Origin of the sequence: Chitinophaga sp. sic0106, assembly GCF_019219075.1 — a bacterium.
In the GTDB taxonomy this organism is placed as follows: domain Bacteria; phylum Bacteroidota; class Bacteroidia; order Chitinophagales; family Chitinophagaceae; genus Chitinophaga.
This window is the reverse complement of the sequence record NZ_JAHUWJ010000011.1, coordinates 198,970-217,530: the sequence shown is the minus strand read 5'-3', so window position 1 is coordinate 217,530 and position 18,561 is coordinate 198,970. Positions and strand designations below refer to the sequence as shown.

Sequence of the window (18,561 nt, the reverse complement as noted above, 5' to 3'; positions counted from 1 at the left end):
ATTTTAAAATTTACTTATTATCTGCCAGTTCTCCGAGTGAGAGACGCTGTTTGAGAGCGTAGAGCCACTGGCCATATGATTCGCGGTATTGTGATTGCAGTTTCGCCTCTGGCTCAATAACGGCCAGGCATTCCATTCCGCGGAAGGCATTCTGAAGATTGAAATACCCTGCTCCTACGGCTGCACCGCGGGCTGCCCCCTGGGCGCCATCTGTGTTATATAATTCTATTACTACGTTTGCGGTGTTAGCGAAGGCTTCGCGGAAGAGCGGACTAAGGAACATGTTTGCCTGTCCGGCACGCACGCGGTGAATGGAAGATCCCATTTCTGCCATGATATCCATGCCATAGTTCAGGCCAAAAACGATGCCTTCCTGAACGGCGCGCAGCATATGCTCCCTGCCGTGCAGGTTGAAGTCGAGCTGATTAACGGTGGCGCCTACACGCATATTGGCGAGTATTCTTTCGGCACCATTCCCAAACGGGAATACCTGTAGTCCGGCGGAACCGATGGGCGCTGTTGCTGCCAGCTCATTCATTTGCGGATAGCTGAGGTCCCCTACTACTGATTTCAGCCAGCTGTTGGCAATACCGGTACCATTGAGGCACATGAGCACGCCATTGCGTACGCCGCCGCCTTCGTTGTTTACATGCACAAAGGTATTCACCCTGCTCTGCTGATCGTAGGCATGCTGGTCGGTTACGGCATATACCACACCGGAGGTACCGGCGGTGGTAGCTGCTTCTCCCGGTTGCAGCACGTTCAGCGAAAATGCGTTGTTGGGCTGGTCACCGGCTCTGTAAGTCACCGGTGTACCTGCTGCGAGACCGAGTGTAGCGGCGGCGGCGGCAGTAAGGTTCCCCTGGTCACCGAAGGTAGGAACGATCTCTGATAACAGGGAAGCGTCAATATCATAGTGGTTCAGCAGGTCTGCCGCAATGCCCTGGGCGGTAAAGTCCCAGAAGGTACCTTCCGACAAGCCGGAGGCGGTGGTGCAGGCTTTACCGGTGAGTTTCATCCCAATGAAATCACCCGGCAGCATCACTTTATGGATACGTTCGAATACATGCGGTTCGTTTTCCTTTACCCAGCGCAGCTTGGAAGCGGTGAAGTTACCCGGAGAGTTGAGCAGGTGGGAAAGACAGTATTGCTCTCCCAGCTTATTAAAGGCCTGGCGGCCTATTTCCACGGCGCGACTATCACACCAGATAATAGCCGGACGCAGTACTTCCTGGTTTTTATCTACGCATACCAGTCCGTGCATCTGGTAGGCGATGCCGATACCTTTTACGGTAGCGGGTTCAAATGCAACTTGTTGTTGGAGGATTTTGGTGGCGTTGATGACTTCCTGCCACCAGCTTTCGGGGTCCTGTTCGGCCCAGCCGGCGTGAAGCACCTGCATGGGCATTTCACGGGAGGGACTGATGGCACTGGCCAGGCACTTACCACTATCAGCATCCAGCAATGCTGCCTTTATTGATGAAGATCCAATATCGTAGCCTATGAAATACATATCTTATTTTTTACAATGGGCAACAGGTTTCCGGTGAGGGGGTGTCGATAGCAGCGTGAAGAAAAGGGAGGGCTGACGCCTTCAGCGTCGGCCGGAGTGTAGGGCCGCGTGTATGCGGCCCTACGGCCTCCCTGCACTACTATGGACACCACCCTTGCGGATGTTATATCTCTCTATAAAAAAAACTACTACCAGTATACTGTGTAGAGTGCCATCAGGATACCGCAGATCAGTACAGCACCAACGGTAAAGCTAATGGACGGCTTGAACATGCTTGAATCGATGGCCAGCCCTTTAGGGTTATTTGCACTCTTAGGATCTGCCAGGGTAATGATGATCATACCGATTACACAGATTACAAACACAAGACCCATACGGTCGAGGAATGCCATTTCGTAAAGACCTGAGTCAGGATTCAGGATCGCCCAGCCGCTGTTGTAGAGGAACTGGAGGTCCATAAAGGCCGGCAGGAATTTGAAGAAGAAGGACAGCAGCAAACCGCCGATCATGGCGAATAACGCCGCGCTGCTGGTTGTGCGTTTCCAGAAGAAGCCAAGCGCAAACATGGCAAATACACCCGGCGATACGAATCCGGTATATTCCTGGATGAACTGGAAGCCTCCTTTTTTATCGATACCGAGGAAGTTGGAAATTACGATCGCGATCACCATGGTAACTACCACGGCTGCACGACCTACGTTTACAATCTTTTTCTCGTCCGCTTCCTTATTGAAGATTTTCTTATAAATATCCAGTGTGAAGATGGTAGAGATACTGTTGGCTTTACCTGCCAGTGAAGCTACTACTGCAGCTGTGAGCGCGGCGAAGGACAAGCCTTTCAGACCGGTAGGCAGCAGGTTTAACAGCACCGGATAAGCGTTATCCGCATTCAGGGAGCCATCTTTCAGCATTTCTGTCTGGAACTGCCCTTCTTTCCACAGCACGTAGGCTGCGATACCAGGCAATACCACGATGATAGGCATCAGGAGTTTCAGGAAACCTGCGAAGAGCAGACCGTTACGGGCTGTTTTGAGGTCCGCACCCAGCGCACGCTGTGTGATGTACTGGTTACAACCCCAATAGTTCAGGTTTACGATCCACATACCCCCTACGAGTACACTGAGCCCGGGTAGGTCGAGGTACTTGGGATTTTCCTTGTGGATGATCATGTGGAAATGGTCGTTGGCATGCTGCGTCATCAGCTTGAAACCGTTGAGTACGCCTTCGCTGCCGAATTGCTTGGATACCAGCTGGAGCGCCAGGTAGGTAGTAGCCAAACCTCCCAGGATGAGGAAGAACACCTGGATCACGTCCGTATACCCGATTACCTTCATACCTCCCAGCGTGATGATAATGGCAAACACCGCAAGGCATACCATACATACGTAGAAGTTAATACCGGAGATGGTAGTAATAGCCAGGGCTCCGAGGTACAGGATAGACGTCAGGTTTACCACCACGTACAGCAATAGCCAGAACACGGCCATGATGGTGGCCACCGTTTGGTTATACCGCTTCTCCAGGAACTGGGGCATGGTGTAAATCTTGTTCTTGAGGTAGATGGGCAGGAAGAATACAGCCACCACAATCAGGGTTGCTGCTGCCATCCACTCGTAGGTAGAAATTGCGAGCCCGATATTGAATCCGTTGCCGGACATACCGATAAATTGCTCAGCAGAAATGTTAGATGCAATAAGCGAAGCGCCAATTGCCCACCAGGTAAGAGATCCTTCCGCCAGGAAAAAGTCTTTTGAGTCTGTAGTGGCTTTCTTTTTCTTTGTGTAGATGTAATACCCATAGCCTGCTACGATGATAAAGTAGATCAGGAAAACAAGGTAGTCCATACCGCGAAGAGTGTGATTCATAACGTTCAAACGTGGTTGTTAAAATAAATAGCGGAACAATTTAGCAATTTAAATGTAATTTTTACCCTTACCTACGTGTTAAAAAAGTAAAAACCGCAGTAAATATTCCTGCGGTTTTTTTGCGGCTTCAAAACTATCATTTTCCACCACATATCAAAGGTCATTAACAAAAAATGCAACATTTGATACCCATATCATTTACTGAATGATACCTTTCAGCGCCACTGTATGGCCTTTGGCCGGATTTACCGTTACTGATTTTCCATTATACGTGACCGTTACCTTCCCACCGGTGGTGCTCTTAAGGCTTGCTGATTTCAACTGATGGTTTTGCCAGGCCATGGTAATTTCATACCCTCCACGGGCCTTTATACCACTTATGTTACCGGCAGCCCAGGCGGCGGGCAGGGCGGGTAATAATTCGATAGTACCGTCTCCGCTTTGCATCAGGGCCTCGGTGATGCCTGCGGCGCTGCCAAAGTTACCATCGATCTGGAAGGGCGGATGGTCGTCGAACAGGTTACTGTAGATAGATTTTTTAAACAGGGCCTGGATGTTTTCGTAGACTTTTTCCCCATCGCGAAGGCGGGCGTAGAAATTAATGATCCATGCACGCGACCAGCCCGTGTGTCCGCCACCGTGAGAGAGGCGGTAATCCAGCGTTTTACGGGCGCCGGCAAACAGGTCAGGGGTGGCGGTGTTAATCTGGTTGCCGGGATACAGGCTAAACAGGTGGGATATATGCCTGTGGCCGGGCTCGGCTTCTTCATAATCTTTAATCCATTCCATAATGCGGCCATCTTTGCCCAGGCGGGTAGGCGGCAGCTGGTTTACGACCTGCTGCATGCTGTCGGCAAATGACGGGTCTTTTCCCAGTATATGCGCTGCAGTGATATAGCGGGTCAGGAACTCGCGTATAATCTGGTTATCCATGGTAGGGCCATAGGTCAGGGATTGTCCTTTGCCGGTATTTGGGTCGACAAAAGAGTTTTCCGGGGAATACGCCGGCGCTGACACCTGGTATCCTTCGGGGCTCTTCACCAGGAAATCCTTGATGAACCGGGCATGGGATACCATTGCCGGATAGGCTGTATCAGCAAGGAATTTAATATTACGGTTGTAGTCGTAGTGATCCCAGAAATGCATCAGCGTCCAGGTGGTACCCATGGGGAAGGTGCCGTAATGCATTTCGTTTTGCAGCCCGGTTTTACCGAAGGCATCGGTGGCGTGGTGGAGGGTCCAGCCACGGGCGCCATACATTTTGGCGGCGGTGATTTCTCCCTCTGGCACTATGTTATTGATGAAGTTTACCAACGGAGATACGGTTTCCGGCAGGTTGCCGGTTTCTGCCTGCCAGTAGTTCATCTGCAGGTTGATGTTGGTATGGAAGTCCGACTGCCACGGTGCGTTGATATGATTATTCCAGATCCCCTGGAGGTTTGCCGGCAGCTTACCTGGTGCCCGTGAGGAGCCGATGAGCAGATAGCGGCCATACTGGAATAATAAAGTTGTGAGGTAGGGATCATACGCCCCTGCCTGTACTTTTTTCAGCAACTCGTCGGTAGGCAGGTTGTCGGTTTTGCCGGTAAGACTGAACTGCACACGGTTCATGAGCGCGGCATGGTCCTTTTGCTGGTCGGCCAGCAGCTGGGCGTATGCTGGCAGTGGCTTTGCAGCTGCTTTATCCAGCAAGGCTTTCGGGTCGATGCTATCATCAAAGGTCAGGTGAGTGAAATCGTAGTTGGTGGCAGCATCGATGACCAATACCAGGGAAGTAGCGTTGCTGACCTTCAGGCTGTCGTTTACGGCATGAATTTGCCCGCCCTGGTTAGTGACGGTCACCGATCCGGCAAATTTCATATGCTTGCCTTCAGGCCCCTGGTTCGGGTCTTTATCGTCAATCTGGCCGGTCAGGAGAATCCTGTGGGTCCCATCGGTGCGGGTGGTGCAGTCTTTATACTGATTGCCGGCGCCTTTGGAATCATCCGGCCTGGTAAGGAACAAGGTGGTATTGATAGTACCGCCTTTGCCGGCACTCAGCTTTATCACTATTTTATTTTCCGGGGCAGATGCGAAAACCTGCTGCGTATAGGTGACACCGTTACTACTGTAACTGCTCGTGATAACGCCGGTGGTGAGGTCGAGCTCCCGTTTATAGTTTGTGTAGTTGCTATTCCCATTCAGGAAGTTCACGTTCATGAAGGTTTGGTACGACCTGAAATTGCGCAGGAGCATATTTGAATTTTCTGCGGCCACAGCCAGCATGTTGGGTCTGGCGAGCTTTACGGCCTCCGCATTTTTGCCGGCGAAGAGGAGCTGCCTTACGGAATCGAGTACACGAAGACTGTTAGGATTAGCGTCGTTATAGTGGACACCGGCCCACAGGCTTTCCTCGTTTACCTGGATTGTTTCCGTTTGCGGATGGCTGTACACCATGGCGCCGAGTCGGCCGTTACCAACAGGCAGGGCCTCCATCCATTTGGTGGCGGGCTGCTTGTACCATAGCTTAAGGGGAAGTTTTTGTTGCGCGTACGTGGAACCGCTTGCCAATAGGGCAATCAATAATATCTTTTTCATGTGTGGCTAATAATATCTTGCTAACAAAATAGGCAAAATAAAAAGCCAGCGCAATAGGGAGTGAAAAGGGTATCAGGATGAGGGAGGATAGGATCAGAGGCGAGAGACCATCCCTGCCAGCACCTCTCCTACTTTAGCCCCAATGGCTACGCCCATTCCACCCATTCTCACCCCAAGTATCACATTAGGAGAATAATGTTGGATAATAGGCTGTTTAGTTTTACCAAATGCCATAATACCCGTCCAGCGGTCGGCTACGGTGAATGGTGTATCTGGCAAAATAACGGTGCGCAGTAATTCTTCCAGCTGATGTTGAATACGGTCGTTATACTGAAATTCTGTAGTAGATTCTCCTGAGAAGTCCAGCTGGCGGCCACCTCCGAAGAGTACACGTCCTTCTAACTCTCTGAAGTAATAGAATCCTTCTTCGAAATGAAAGATACCTTTGAAGCGGAGGTTGGGGATAGGGTTGGTGATGAGCACTTGTCCGCGACCGGGCATCAGTTCTTCCACATCGGGTAACAGTTGTTTGGTGAAAGCGTTGGTGCAGATGATCAATTTGCGTGCGGAGAAAATCAGTTCTTCTTTGAGAAGCGCATGTGGCACTACAACATTTACGCTTGTGCCCAAATCTTCTATTCGTGCAACGTCTGCACCTGTTTTAACTTCAACGCCTAAACGAAAACATAAATCAATTAGACTGCGCATCATTTTACCGCTGTGTAATTCTCCTTCGTAAGTATTGCTGACCACAGCTTTTACCACATTCCGGTTGAACCCGAATGCAGGGAGCTTATTGTCTGCCATGGTAAAAGCTTTTTGCGGGAAGAAGTTACCCAGAAGGTTATTAACGGTGTCCAGTTGCCCGAGCGCCCATTCGTCGTGGGAGGTGATGAGCTCATAGCTGCCATTTTCCGTGTAGCCGATCGCGTTATCACCTAAGCGCTGCCGCAGCAGTTGCAGCCCTTCGTAGCGGAGTTGTACCAGCTGCAGCACTTCTTGCTCCGGCATGGTTTGCAGGTCCGCCAGTATTTCTGTGAGGCTGCCGATGCAGGCAAAGCCTGCGTTTTTGGTACTGGCGCCGGTGGGCAGGATGGCCCTTTCCAGCACCAGTACCCGGGCATTTCCGTCCGCCTCTTTCAGACTGATGGCAGTGGATAATCCCACGATACCGCTGCCCACTATAATGTAATCGTATTGCAGCAGGCTTTGCTTCTCCCAATAGCTCAACATAATTACAGATTTATACAGTACCTACCGAGCCGCCATCCACGCGGAAAACGGCGCCGGTAATAAACGAGGCCTGATCGGAAGCCAGGAAGGCGACGATGCCGGCAGTTTCTTCCATGGTACCGGCGCGGCCAAGAGATTGATATGGCCGGTTGTCTTTCAGGAATTTGCGGGCGGCTTCCTCCTGACTGATGCCCGCATCTGCGGCCATTTTATCCAGCATATTATCCAGTAATGGCGTGCGGATAAAAGCCGGGGAAACGGTGTTTACCAGGATATTATCCTTTCCATAGTTCATGGATAAAGTTTTGGAATAGTTATTCAGTGCTGCTTTGGTGGCGTTATAGTGTCCCATCATCGGATCGGGCTGTACAGCATTTTCCGAAGAGATGTTGATAATCCGTCCGCCTTTTTCCTTCAGCATCACTGGAATTACGAGGTTGGTGAGTTCCACCACGCCAAAGAAATTGACTTCAAAGATATAGCGCCATTGGTCCAGCGTGATGTCGGCGATGGGTGCAAAGGTATCGATGGTGCCGGCGTTGTTCACGAGTATGTCGATACGGCCATAGCGGTGCAGGGCAGCCGCTACCAGTTGCTCCAGGTCTGCTTTTTGGGCCATATCGGCTGGTACGGCGGTAACATCGTAGCCTGCCAGGCGAAGGGTGGCGGCAGTGTCTTCTACTTCATCGGCGTTGCGGGCGCTGATCACCACTTTTGCACCTTCTTTGAGCAGGGATTCCGCGATGGCTTTGCCTATTCCTTTGCTGCCACCGGTAACGATGGCTACTTTTCCGTTTAACTTCAGATCCATTTTTTTCTTTTGAGAGATGATATTCTAAGCTACTGAAATTTTTCCTTTTAGAGGCCCCCTTGGGGGAAGCAGGGCACCCGCCCTGCTTCCCCACGGTATAGATAGTTATGAGCTGACCTAATTGTGATAAAATCAGCGTTAAGTGCAGGCCCTTCGGCCCTGCACTTAACGCTGTTAAAAACCAAAAGGGATTACCACTTTAAGCGGCAATCCCTTTTAATCAATCAGCAGTAAAAAAATCGTCTTACACGAGATAACCGAACAGGTTATCATCTTTATTAAGTTCAGTAAAGTTCAGGTTATACTTGCGGAAGTTGGCGATGAGTAGATCGTAATCTTCCTTTTTGCCCAGTTCAATGCCAATCAGTGCCGGACCTGCTTCCTTGTTATGCTTCTGGATGTATTCGAAGCGGGTAATATCATCGTTTGGACCGAGGACATGGTTCAGGAAGTCTTTCAGTGCTCCCGGGCGCTGTGCGAAACGTACAATAAAGTAGTGTTTCAGGCCTTCATACAGCAGGGATCTTTCTTTGATTTCCTGCATACGGTCGATGTCGTTGTTGCTACCGCTGATGACGCACACTACTTTTTTGCCACGGATTTCATCGGCAAAATCGTCGAGTGCGGCAATAGACAAGGCTCCTGCCGGTTCCACTACGATAGCGTCTTCGTTATATAATTTGAGGATGGTGGAGCAAACTTTACCTTCGTTTACGAGGTGCATTTTTTCCAGTACTTCCTTACATATTTCATAGTTGAGGGTGCCTACACGTTTTACGGCTGCGCCGTCCACAAATCTTTCGATATCGCCGAGGGTAACAGGGCTACCGTTTTCCAGTGCGCGGAGCATGGAGGGTGCACCTTCCGGCTCTACGCCGATAATACATGTATGAGGGCTGTAGGTCTGAAAATAAGTACCTACGCCGGCTGCGAGGCCGCCGCCGCCTACCGGTACAAACAGGAAGTCGATATGTTGCTGATCTTCCAGAATTTCCACGGCTACGGTTCCCTGGCCTTCGATAATTTTCGGGTTATCGAACGGCGGGATAAAGGTCATACCTTCTGCTTTGGTGAATACCTGTGCTTCTGCGGAGCAATCATCAAAGGTATCTCCTACCAGGCGTATTTCGATGTTATCGCCACCGAACATACGTACCTGTGTAACTTTTTGTTTAGGTGTAATGATAGGCATGAAAACCACGCCTTTAATATTCATTGCTTTACATGCATAGGCAAAGCCCTGTGCATGGTTACCGGCGCTGGCGCAGGTAACGCCTTTTGCCAGCAATTCGGCAGGAAGGCTGCTAATCAGGTTATATGCCCCACGCAATTTATAAGAACGTACAATTTGCATATCCTCTCTTTTCAGGTATACATCGCAGTTATAGCGGCGGGAGAGGGTTGCAGAATAAGTGAGCGGCGTGCGGTTAACAACTGGTTTAAGTTTCACAGCCGCATCCAGTATATTTAGCGGGCTGACGCCCAGGGAAGTATTGGTGGACATAAAATAGAAAAGATTTGAAAACAGGTTGCGGAAAGTTCCGCAACCTGTTATATGATATTAGGCGTTGTTAGGGCGCAGTTTGCGTACTGCTGCACCTGCCTGCCACATTTCGCTTTCGCGCAGTTCTTTCAGTTCTTCGTTCAGTTTCTCGCGGTAGTCAGCGGTACTGTTGGAAGCGATAGAACGTGCTGCTTCTTTACCTTCAGCAACTGATTGATACAGTTCGTCGAATACAGGCTGGGTAGCTGCTTTGAACTTCTTCCACCAGTCGAGCGCACCGCGCTGAGCAGTAGTAGAGCAGTTAGCATACATCCAGTCCATACCGTTTTCTGCTACCAGTGGCATCAGAGACTGTGTCAGCTCTTCAACAGTTTCGTTGAATGCTTCAGATGGAGAGTGACCGTTTTTACGCAGTGTTTCGTATTGAGCAGCGAAGATACCCTGGATACAACCCATCAGGGAACCACGTTCGCCGGTGAGGTCAGAGAATACTTCTTTTTTGAAATCTGTTTCGAACAGGTAGCCGGAACCAACGCCGATACCCAGTGCTACTACGCGTTCTTTAGCGCGACCAGTTGCATCCTGGAAGATAGCGTAGCTGGAGTTCAGACCCTGACCAGCCAGGAACAGGCGGCGCAGGGAAGTACCAGAACCTTTAGGAGCTACGAGGATCACATCTACGTCAGCAGGAGGAACGATGCCGGTCTGCTCTTTGTAAGTGATACCAAAACCATGAGAGAAGTACAGTGCTTTACCTGGAGTCAGGTGTTTTTTCAGCGTAGGCCACAGGGTGATCTGACCAGCATCAGACAGGAGGAACTGAATAATAGTACCTTTCGCAGCTGCTTCTTCAATGTCAAACAGTGTTTCGCCTGGTACCCAGCCGTCAGCAACAGCTTTATCCCAGGTTGCAGAGTTTTTACGTTGACCAACGATAACGTTGAAGCCGTTATCTTTCAGGTTCAGTGCCTGGCCTGGGCCTTGCACACCGTAACCGATAACTGCAATCACTTCGTTTTTCAGCACTTCCCTAGCTTTTTCCATAGGGAATTCTTCTCTGGTTACTACTTCTTCGAGTACGCCGCCAAAATTGATGGTTGCCATGTTGTGTTTTTTTTTGCATTGGCCTACAGCTACTGCGGGAGGCCAGGTGTGAAATTGTGAATGAATATTATTTTTTCCGATTAATAGCTGGCTACTGATTTATCCAGTTCTTTGAGATGTTCATGGAAACGACGGCTCCACTTGACAATCGCTACGCGCCCGCTCTTAGTATATTCTATCAGTCCATACGGCTCCAGCTTCTTGATGAAATCTGTCAGCTCCTGCTGATGTCCTGTTTTTTCTATTACGAAATAATCGGCAGTGATAGTGAGGATACGCGCGTTATTCTCGCGGATCAGCTTCTCTACATCTCCTGCGGTATGCAGTGCTTTGGTAGAGATTTTATAGAGTGCCAGCTCCTGGTATACCACCTCATCTTCTTCGTGTACAAATGCACGGTGAATCTCAATCAGTCGCTCAATCTGGCCAACTACCTTGTCCAGTTTTTCGCGTGTAGACAATACCGTTATAACGAATTTGAATACGCCAGGGATTTCTGTTTCAGCAGTGGTGAGACTGGTGATGTTGATCCCGCGACGGGTGAATATGATGGTGATACGGTTGGTGATACCAATACGATCCTCTGTATATACCGTAACTGTATATTCCTTTTGCATAATGTTGTTGTGAATTTCTGATAAACAATACGGGTGTTACTGCGGGTACTACTCCAGGCGGATAGTGGAGACCGGTGCTCCTGCAGGTACCATGGGGAATACGTTGTCTTCTTTTTCCACCACTACTTCCAGCAGATAAGCGCCTTTGTGTGCGAGCATCTCGTCAATTGCTGCGGCGAGATCTTCCCTTGCTGTAACTTTTTTGCCAGGGATAAAGAATCCTTTGGCAATCTGTATAAAATCAGGATTCACCATTTCGGTGGAGGAATATCTTTTATCAAAGAACAGTTGCTGCCACTGCCTTACCATTCCCAGGAAGTTGTTGTTCAGGATCACCATTTTGCAGCCGATTTGTGACTGATAAATGGTACCCAGCTCCTGTAAAGTCATCTGGAAACAGCCATCACCTACTACAGCGATTACTTCTTTTTCCGGAGCTCCCATTTTGGCGCCCATGGCGGCAGGGATGGAGAAGCCCATGGTACCCATACCACCGGAAGTGATATTGGTATTTGGATTTTTGAAGCGGTAGTAGCGGGAAGCGATCATCTGGTGTTGACCAACGTCTGTTACCAGGATGGCTTCGCCATTTGTTTTTTCGGAGATGAGACGTACGGTTTCTGCCATCTTGATCTCACCGGATTCCGGATAAAGTTCGCGGTGCTGTACCTTATCATATTCTTTTTTATGGCCGAAGCGGAACTCTTCGAGCCAGGCGTCGTGCTTTGCCGGCATTACCAGCTGTGAAAGGGCGCTGAGCGCTTCTTTCGCATCTGCCAGGATGGCGATGTCAGCAGGAATGATTTTATTGATTTCGGCGGCATCGATTTCGATGTGTATCACTTTCGCCTGTTTAACGAAGGTGGTAACGTCGCCGGTTACACGATCATCGAAGCGCATACCTACTGCGATTACGAGGTCGCATTCGCAGGTGAGCATATTAGGTGCGTAGTTACCGTGCATTCCTAACAATCCACCGTACAGCGGGTGGTCCACCGGAACGGCGGAGAGGCCCAGCAGTGTGGAGGCGATAGGAATCTGTGCTTTTTCTGCCAGTGATAACAATTCATTTTCTGCACCGGAGAGTAATACGCCGTGGCCACAGAAGATGTAAGGTTTTTTAGCGCTGTTGATCAGTGCTGCGGCAGCGGTAACGGCTTCATTATCCAGTTCAGGTACCGGTTGGTAGCTGCGGATAAATTCGCATTTATTGTATTCGAATTCGAAGGTACCTACCTGGGCATTCTTGGTGATATCTACCAGCACAGGGCCTGGGCGGCCGCTGCGGGCGATATAGAATGCTTTGGCGATGGCGCCTGGAATGTCTTCCTGGCGGGTGACCTGTATATTCCATTTAGTGATGGGCATGGTGATGCCGATCACGTCTGTTTCCTGAAAAGCGTCGGTACCGAGTAAGGTTGCTGCCACCTGACCGGTGATGCAGACCATAGGGGTACTGTCCATATAAGCATCTGCCAGGCCTGTTACCAGGTTGGTAGCGCCGGGGCCGGAGGTAGCGAAGGCTACACCTACTTTGCCGGAAGCGCGGGAATACCCTTGCGCGGCGTGCGTAGCACCTTGTTCGTGCCTCACCAGGATATGATGCACCTGGTCCTGGAAGTCGTACAGGGCGTCATAGATTGGCATGATTGCACCACCGGGGTAACCGAAGATGGTTTCTACCCCTTCAGCGATCAGGGAGCGGATAACCGCTTCTGAACCGGTGATTACAGGTTTAACGGCTGACCGCTTATCTGCCTCTGTCTCAGGCTTCATCGGTAACACATCCTTCTGTTGCATTTTTTACAAGTTTTGCGTACTTAAATAAGATTCCGTTGGATGCTTTCAATGCAGGCTGTATCCAGCTGGCGCGGCGTGCGGCCAGTTCTTCATCGCTCACTTCTACATTGATGGTATTGTTCACTGCATCTATTTCAATGATATCGTTGTCCTGAACGAGTGCGATGGTACCACCTTCAAAGGCTTCAGGGGTGATATGCCCTACTACGAAGCCGTGGGTACCGCCGGAGAAGCGGCCATCGGTGATCAGTGCCACGCTTTTACCGAGGCCTACGCCCATGATAGCGGAGGTTGGTTTCAGCATTTCCGGCATGCCTGGTGCACCTTTAGGGCCTACCTGGCGAATTACTACTACATCGCCTGATTTTACGCGGCCTGACTGGATACCGGCGATGAGTTCGAACTCACCATCGAATACGCGGGCAGGGCCTTTGAATTTCTCACCTTCTTTACCGGTGATTTTGGCAACGGAGCCTTGGGTGGCGAGGTTACCGTATAATACCTGGATATGACCGGTTGCTTTGAGCGGTTTCTCCAGTGGAACAATGATATCCTGGGAGCTGAAGTCGATATCGGCGATTGACTCCAGGTTTTCAGCGATGGTTTTACCTGTTACGGTGAGGCAATGGCCATGGAGGCGACCGGCTTTCAGCAGGTATTTCATTACCAGAGGTACACCACCGATGTTGTGAAGATCTTCCATGAGGTATTTACCACTTGGTTTCAGATCTGCGATCAGTGGGGTGGTGTCGCTGAGGCGTTGGAAATCTTCCAGTGTAACGCTTACACCTACGGATTTAGCAACGGCGATGAGGTGGATGACAGCGTTGGTACTTCCACCCAGTGCGATAACGACGGTGATAGCATTTTCGAATGCTTCTTTGGTCATGATATCGCGTGGTTTAATATCTTTTTCGAGGAGCAGGCGGATGAATTTACCAGCTGCCTGGCATTCGTCCTTTTTTTCCTGGCTCAGCGCGGGGTTGGATGAGCTGTAAGGCAGGCTCATACCGAGTGCTTCAGCGGCGGAAGACATGGTATTAGCGGTATACATACCGCCACAGGCGCCGGCGCCAGGGCAGGCATTGTGTACGATGCCTTTAAAGTCTTCTTCAGCAATGGTACCAGCCATTTTCTGGCCCAGTGCTTCGAAGGCGGAGATGATGTTGAGGTCCTGACCTTTCCATTTACCTGGAGCGGTAGTACCACCGTAGATCATGATACCTGGGCGGTTGAGGCGGCCCATGGCCATGAGAGAGCCAGGCATATTTTTATCGCAGCCCGGCACGGTGATTACAGCATCATAATACTGTGCACCAACAACAGTTTCAATAGAGTCAGCAATCAGATCGCGGCTAACGAGGGAGTAACGCATACCCGGGGTACCGTTGCTAATACCGTCGCTCACGCCAATGGTGTGGAAGCTGAGGCCTACCAGGTCATTTGCCCAGACGGCGGCTTTCACCACTTTTGCGAGGTCATTCAGGTGCATATTACAGGGATTGCCATCATAGCCCATGCTTACCACGCCCACCTGAGCTTTTTTCAGATCTTCGTCTGTCAGCCCGATAGCATGCAGCTGCGCCTGAGCAGCTGGTTGCGTAGGATCCTGGGTGATCGTTTTGCTGTACTTGTTCAATTCCATTGCTGTTGTTTTGTTAGTGTAGATTACCAACGGTTTATAGTAATCCTATTTTAAAAGTTGGTTTAAAATTAGAAGGTGAAAGTGTGATAGTCAAACTAAGAATTCATCTAATACCGGTCTTCAAATTTGGCCTTCTTGCCCGCAAACCCTTATTGGACAGGGATTTTCACTTTTCGGTTTTACGGTCTTCAAAAAAAACAGAAGGCATTCAGTACGAATTATAAAGCTAATTACATTGACTGAAGTACAGTTAACAGTATGAGGCCGTTAAAACTCCGGTGTGTTCATACTCAATGCCTTCTGTAGAGAGATTTATGCTAATTGTTCAGCGCGTTCGAATTCTTTTTCCAGCACTTTAGCTTTATAAGCCTGCTGGAGCAGTTTACCGAGGGATTGCGCCCATGGTTTGCCGAAAGGCTGACCATCCAGGGAATCCAGACCTACTACTTCTGCAGCGGTACCGCAGAACCAGGCTGCGTCAGCTGTTTTCAGTTCGTCGATGGTAAAGAGTTTTTCTTCGAGCGGGATGTTCAGTTCGTGGCAGAGTTCAATTACGGTAGCGCGGGTGATACCGGGGAGGATGGAGCCTAATGGCGGTGTGAATACCTTGCCGTCTTTTTCAAAGAAGACGTTGGCACCAGGGCCTTCAGCAACGTATCCTGCCTGATCCAGGAGCAGTCCTTCGTCGTAGCCTTTGTCTTTTGCTTCCTGGGAGGCGAGTATCGAGTTTACGTACAGGCCTGCTGATTTGGATTCGATTTTGAATGCTTTCGGATTCGGACGCTCAAAGGAGGAGGTCATGATCTTCAGCAGTTTTTCACCGAGGTAAGCACCCCATTCCCATGCGCAGATGAGGATATGTGCTTCAGACGCACCTTTCAATGTCATGTTTGGCGGACAGAAAACCAGTGGTCTGATGTACGCTTCTTCCATGTTATTCAGCTCCAACACCTTGTAAGTAGCTTCGATGAGTTCTTCATTCGTCCATTTGAACGGGATGTGGATTAATTCGCAGGAGCGACGGAGACGGTCGTAGTGTTCTTTGGCCTTGAAGATTTTTACTTCACCGCTAGCGGTTTTATAGGCGCGGATGCCTTCAAAAACTGCGTATCCATAGTGGAGAGACTGGCCGTACAGGTCTATTTTAGATTCGGCTGCTTTACGGTATTCACCGTCGAGGAAAAGAATGGTGTTGTCGTTGTAATAGCTATACATAAAATTGAAATTATTAGCATCGTCAAATATGATCCCAAAAAAAAAGCCTTCCTCTTTGCGGAGGAAGGCGTATTTAAGTGTGTTATATGCACGTGGACCTATCCTCCGAAATGGTGGCTAATAATGACAACGACAATAATCACGACCTTCGTGATAGCCCAGTTCAACTGTGCTACGATGTGATTAAGTTTTATATTGTCTTTATTTACCCACATGGAGGCTAGTGATATTTTTTTCTATCGATACAAAAGTATGGGTGGTTAAAATAAAAAACAACAAAGTGTCAAATATTTCGTCAAAAATTAATTGCTATAAGGGTTTTTGAAAATATTCAAAAAAGAAGTCAATTTGTTAGGCACATTCTAAACAAATCACAAAATCGGTAGACATATAGCAGTAGTTTTTTTGTGTAAAACTGACCTTAATTTCTCATTTCGGGGCTTTTGCTGCGTCAAAACCCCGGCATCGGGCACGCCTCTACGCCCCCTGGCCCTAAACCGGGCGACCTTTTGAGGAACCTCATGAAAGCAGAGCGATGGCTATGGCGGTATTTGCATGCGGCTGTTGCCTGGTGGCGGCTAAAAACAGGAAAGCCGTTCCCTGAGCGGAAACGGCTTTAAAATAGCTTCATTTCTTTTGTTCACTTTTCTAAACCTGTTCACTGACGAGCAAGCATTTGTTGATGATAGCCTGCAATACATCTTGTTTTTCGATCAACCGCTGTAATAGTATCAGCTGGTTTTTTGCGCGATCAAAATTGTTTGTCGGATACTTGATTGGGTAGTAGATGTCACCATTGAGATAATCGGTGAGGAATCGTATACCTTGCATGTAGATCATGAACTTTCCAGCGAAGAACAGTTGTTCTTTTTCCACCGTTGTTAAGGTGCCGCCTATTTCTCCAAGGTATCCCTGCATGAGTGCTTCGAAATACGCTTCTCGAATAACGATCTGGCTGAAATCTCTTTCCTCTTCTGAAACAGGGCAAACATAAGTTCTGATCATGTCGCCAAGGTCGGAGATAATTTTACCGGGCATCAGTGTATCCAGGTCGCAAACACATATACCTTCGAATGTATCCTTGTTGAGTAATACGTTGTTGATCTTGGTATCGTGGTGCATCAGATGGTCCCTGAATTCCGGATTTGTTTTCAGCTGCTCGTACGTTACTGCGATGTCGGAGTAGCGGAGGAATTCTTCAATCATCTCTTCTGCTGCTGCTTTCCTGTCTTCGGCGGCGTTGCGGATGGCTTCCTGAAAAGCGGCGTAACGCAGCGTAAGATTGTGAAAGTTTGGAATAGAAGCTTTAAACGGTTTCAGGTCGATGCCCGTAAGGTAATTAGCCAGGCGTCCAAATTGTTTGGCTGCCTCATAAGCCTGCTTCGGGTTATCTGCCTGATCCACCGTCACGGAATCGGCAATAAAGGGAATCATTCGCCAGTATTCGTTGTCCATCACATACAGCTCATCGCCATTTACGGTGGGGATAGGCGTGATGAACAGATACCCCGGATGATGAATTGCCAGATAATCAGCTGCCATTCTTTGATTTGCGGCGATAATTCCTGGTTCCCTGAATACGTTCACGTTGATTTTTTGTAGAACGTACCGCTTGCCATCCTCTTTCTTTTCGAGCAGAAAAGTGTTGTTGATGTGTCCTGATCCAAATCGTCGGACATTTAATCCTTCAGGCTCAAGTCCGAAAGCCTGAAGGATTAGCTTGTTGGGCATTATTTCCATAAATTGTTGGGATATGCTCCTTTGGCAACCAGCTCATTGAGGCTAGCCTGTACGCCTGGTGCATCCTCTTTGTAGGTTACACCAAACCACTGAGCACTGGTTGGCAGCACTTTCACTTTACCCTTGCCGCGTTTGATGAACTCATCGGCTACAATAGGAATGAAAAATTCTGCTTTTGGATTGCTCCGACTGTTCTCCAGGAACTCATAAAACAGGTCCTGGCTTAAGTCGAATACGCTGGGATCAAAGCCCCAGAAGTTCATAGACACCGGTGTTTCAGCAGAAAGCGGATGTTTGCTGCCATCAGCTTCTTCATAAACGATAACGCCGTTGTCGGAATAGATTTTTGTACGCTCGTTGATGGCCGACAGGAAGCCTGCACCATCCACTGCGCAAACGCCGCGGGATACAGAACCGTGCTCACTGATAGTTTTGCCCAGTTCATAGCCCACTACGCTGTATATATCGGCTTTTGCCTCCCCTTTCAGGAAATCAGCCATTTTCACGAATGCATCTGCACCATAAAAGTCATCGGCGTTAATTACCGCAAATGGCTCGTTGATGGCCTCTTTTGCACATAAGATCGCATGTGCCGTACCCCAGGGCTTGGTTCTGTCGGCAGGTACTTCATACTTGCCAATATAAGAATCCATATCCTGGAACACGTAATCTGTAGCCACACGGCCTTTCAGCTTAGGCTCAAATATCTCTTTGAATTCTTTTTCAAAGCTCTCGCGGATGATAAATACTATTTTACCAAATCCTGCGCGTATTGCATCATAAATAGAGTAATCAATGATAGTTTCACCGCTGGGGCCAAATTGCTGGATTTGCTTCAAACTGCCATAACGACTGGCCATACCGGCCGCCAAAATCAATAAAGTCGGTTGCATTTGTTTGTTTTAGATTTATAGTTTTCAATTATTTACCTGAAATA

The 18,561-nt window shown here is 49.0% G+C and carries 13 protein-coding genes; all 13 read right to left on the bottom strand.

Going from position 1 to position 18,561, the window contains the following annotated elements:
* Positions 1 to 10 precede the first annotated feature (10 nt).
* The gene (locus KW844_RS17760; RefSeq protein ID WP_218378117.1) at positions 11 to 1,513 is read right to left on the bottom strand and encodes a xylulokinase; all 1,503 of its coding nucleotides are present in this window, start codon (positions 1,511 to 1,513) and stop codon (positions 11 to 13) included.
* A 188-nt stretch (positions 1,514 to 1,701) separates the two neighbouring features.
* The gene (locus KW844_RS17755; protein ID WP_218378116.1) at positions 1,702 to 3,378 is read right to left on the bottom strand and encodes a sodium/sugar symporter; all 1,677 of its coding nucleotides are present in this window, start codon (positions 3,376 to 3,378) and stop codon (positions 1,702 to 1,704) included.
* Between the two features lie 198 nt (positions 3,379 to 3,576).
* Complete coding sequence (locus KW844_RS17750) at positions 3,577 to 5,955, bottom strand: glycoside hydrolase N-terminal domain-containing protein (RefSeq protein WP_218378115.1); 2,379 nt, start codon at positions 5,953 to 5,955, stop codon at positions 3,577 to 3,579.
* 93 nt (positions 5,956 to 6,048) lie between these two features.
* Positions 6,049 to 7,188, bottom strand: a complete 1,140-nt coding sequence (locus tag KW844_RS17745; protein ID WP_218378114.1) for an FAD-binding oxidoreductase — start codon at positions 7,186 to 7,188, stop codon at positions 6,049 to 6,051.
* A 10-nt stretch (positions 7,189 to 7,198) separates the two neighbouring features.
* The gene (locus KW844_RS17740; RefSeq protein ID WP_218378113.1) at positions 7,199 to 7,999 is read right to left on the bottom strand and encodes an SDR family NAD(P)-dependent oxidoreductase; all 801 of its coding nucleotides are present in this window, start codon (positions 7,997 to 7,999) and stop codon (positions 7,199 to 7,201) included.
* A 244-nt stretch (positions 8,000 to 8,243) separates the two neighbouring features.
* Positions 8,244 to 9,503, bottom strand: coding sequence for a threonine ammonia-lyase IlvA (ilvA, locus tag KW844_RS17735; RefSeq protein WP_218378112.1), 1,260 nt, complete (start codon positions 9,501 to 9,503; stop codon positions 8,244 to 8,246).
* A gap of 57 nt (positions 9,504 to 9,560) precedes the next feature.
* On the bottom strand, positions 9,561 to 10,607 hold the full coding sequence (gene ilvC, locus KW844_RS17730; RefSeq protein WP_218378111.1) for a ketol-acid reductoisomerase: 1,047 nt from the start codon (positions 10,605 to 10,607) through the stop codon (positions 9,561 to 9,563).
* Between the two features lie 80 nt (positions 10,608 to 10,687).
* Entirely contained in the window at positions 10,688 to 11,224 is a 537-nt protein-coding gene (ilvN, locus tag KW844_RS17725; RefSeq protein WP_218378110.1) for an acetolactate synthase small subunit, read from the bottom strand.
* Positions 11,225 to 11,272: 48 nt separating this feature from the next.
* On the bottom strand, positions 11,273 to 13,024 hold the full coding sequence (gene ilvB / locus KW844_RS17720) for a biosynthetic-type acetolactate synthase large subunit (protein WP_370626498.1): 1,752 nt from the start codon (positions 13,022 to 13,024) through the stop codon (positions 11,273 to 11,275).
* Positions 12,990 to 14,669, bottom strand: coding sequence for a dihydroxy-acid dehydratase (gene ilvD, locus KW844_RS17715; protein ID WP_218378109.1), 1,680 nt, complete (start codon positions 14,667 to 14,669; stop codon positions 12,990 to 12,992). The genes ilvB and ilvD overlap by 35 nt, the downstream gene beginning before the upstream one ends.
* A 312-nt stretch (positions 14,670 to 14,981) precedes the next feature.
* Complete coding sequence (locus KW844_RS17710; protein WP_218378108.1) at positions 14,982 to 15,884, bottom strand: branched-chain amino acid transaminase; 903 nt, start codon at positions 15,882 to 15,884, stop codon at positions 14,982 to 14,984.
* Positions 15,885 to 16,532: 648 nt separating this feature from the next.
* On the bottom strand, positions 16,533 to 17,615 hold the full coding sequence (locus tag KW844_RS17705; protein ID WP_218378107.1) for a phosphotransferase enzyme family protein: 1,083 nt from the start codon (positions 17,613 to 17,615) through the stop codon (positions 16,533 to 16,535).
* A complete protein-coding gene (locus KW844_RS17700) occupies positions 17,615 to 18,517 on the bottom strand; it encodes a sugar phosphate nucleotidyltransferase (protein WP_218378106.1) in 903 nt (300 codons plus the stop codon). The genes KW844_RS17705 and KW844_RS17700 overlap by 1 nt, the downstream gene beginning before the upstream one ends.
* Positions 18,518 to 18,561: the final 44 nt, after the last annotated feature.

Bases quoted from the DNA above. Each gene is read 5' to 3' on its own strand.
- KW844_RS17700 (WP_218378106.1), bottom strand. From the start codon at position 18,517: ATGCAACCGACTTTATTGATTTTGGCGGCCGGTATGGCCAGTCGTTAT.
- KW844_RS17710 (WP_218378108.1), bottom strand. From the start codon at position 15,884: ATGTATAGCTATTACAACGACAACACCATTCTTTTCCTCGACGGTGAA.
- ilvD (WP_218378109.1), bottom strand. From the start codon at position 14,669: ATGGAATTGAACAAGTACAGCAAAACGATCACCCAGGATCCTACGCAA.
- ilvB (WP_370626498.1), bottom strand. From the start codon at position 13,024: ATGCAACAGAAGGATGTGTTACCGATGAAGCCTGAGACAGAGGCAGAT.
- KW844_RS17760 (WP_218378117.1), bottom strand. From the start codon at position 1,513: ATGTATTTCATAGGCTACGATATTGGATCTTCATCAATAAAGGCAGCA.
- ilvA (WP_218378112.1), bottom strand. From the start codon at position 9,503: ATGTCCACCAATACTTCCCTGGGCGTCAGCCCGCTAAATATACTGGAT.
- KW844_RS17755 (WP_218378116.1), bottom strand. From the start codon at position 3,378: ATGAATCACACTCTTCGCGGTATGGACTACCTTGTTTTCCTGATCTAC.
- KW844_RS17705 (WP_218378107.1), bottom strand. From the start codon at position 17,615: ATGCCCAACAAGCTAATCCTTCAGGCTTTCGGACTTGAGCCTGAAGGA.
- ilvC (WP_218378111.1), bottom strand. From the start codon at position 10,607: ATGGCAACCATCAATTTTGGCGGCGTACTCGAAGAAGTAGTAACCAGA.
- ilvN (WP_218378110.1), bottom strand. From the start codon at position 11,224: ATGCAAAAGGAATATACAGTTACGGTATATACAGAGGATCGTATTGGT.
- KW844_RS17745 (WP_218378114.1), bottom strand. From the start codon at position 7,188: ATGTTGAGCTATTGGGAGAAGCAAAGCCTGCTGCAATACGATTACATT.
- KW844_RS17750 (WP_218378115.1), bottom strand. From the start codon at position 5,955: ATGAAAAAGATATTATTGATTGCCCTATTGGCAAGCGGTTCCACGTAC.
- KW844_RS17740 (WP_218378113.1), bottom strand. From the start codon at position 7,999: ATGGATCTGAAGTTAAACGGAAAAGTAGCCATCGTTACCGGTGGCAGC.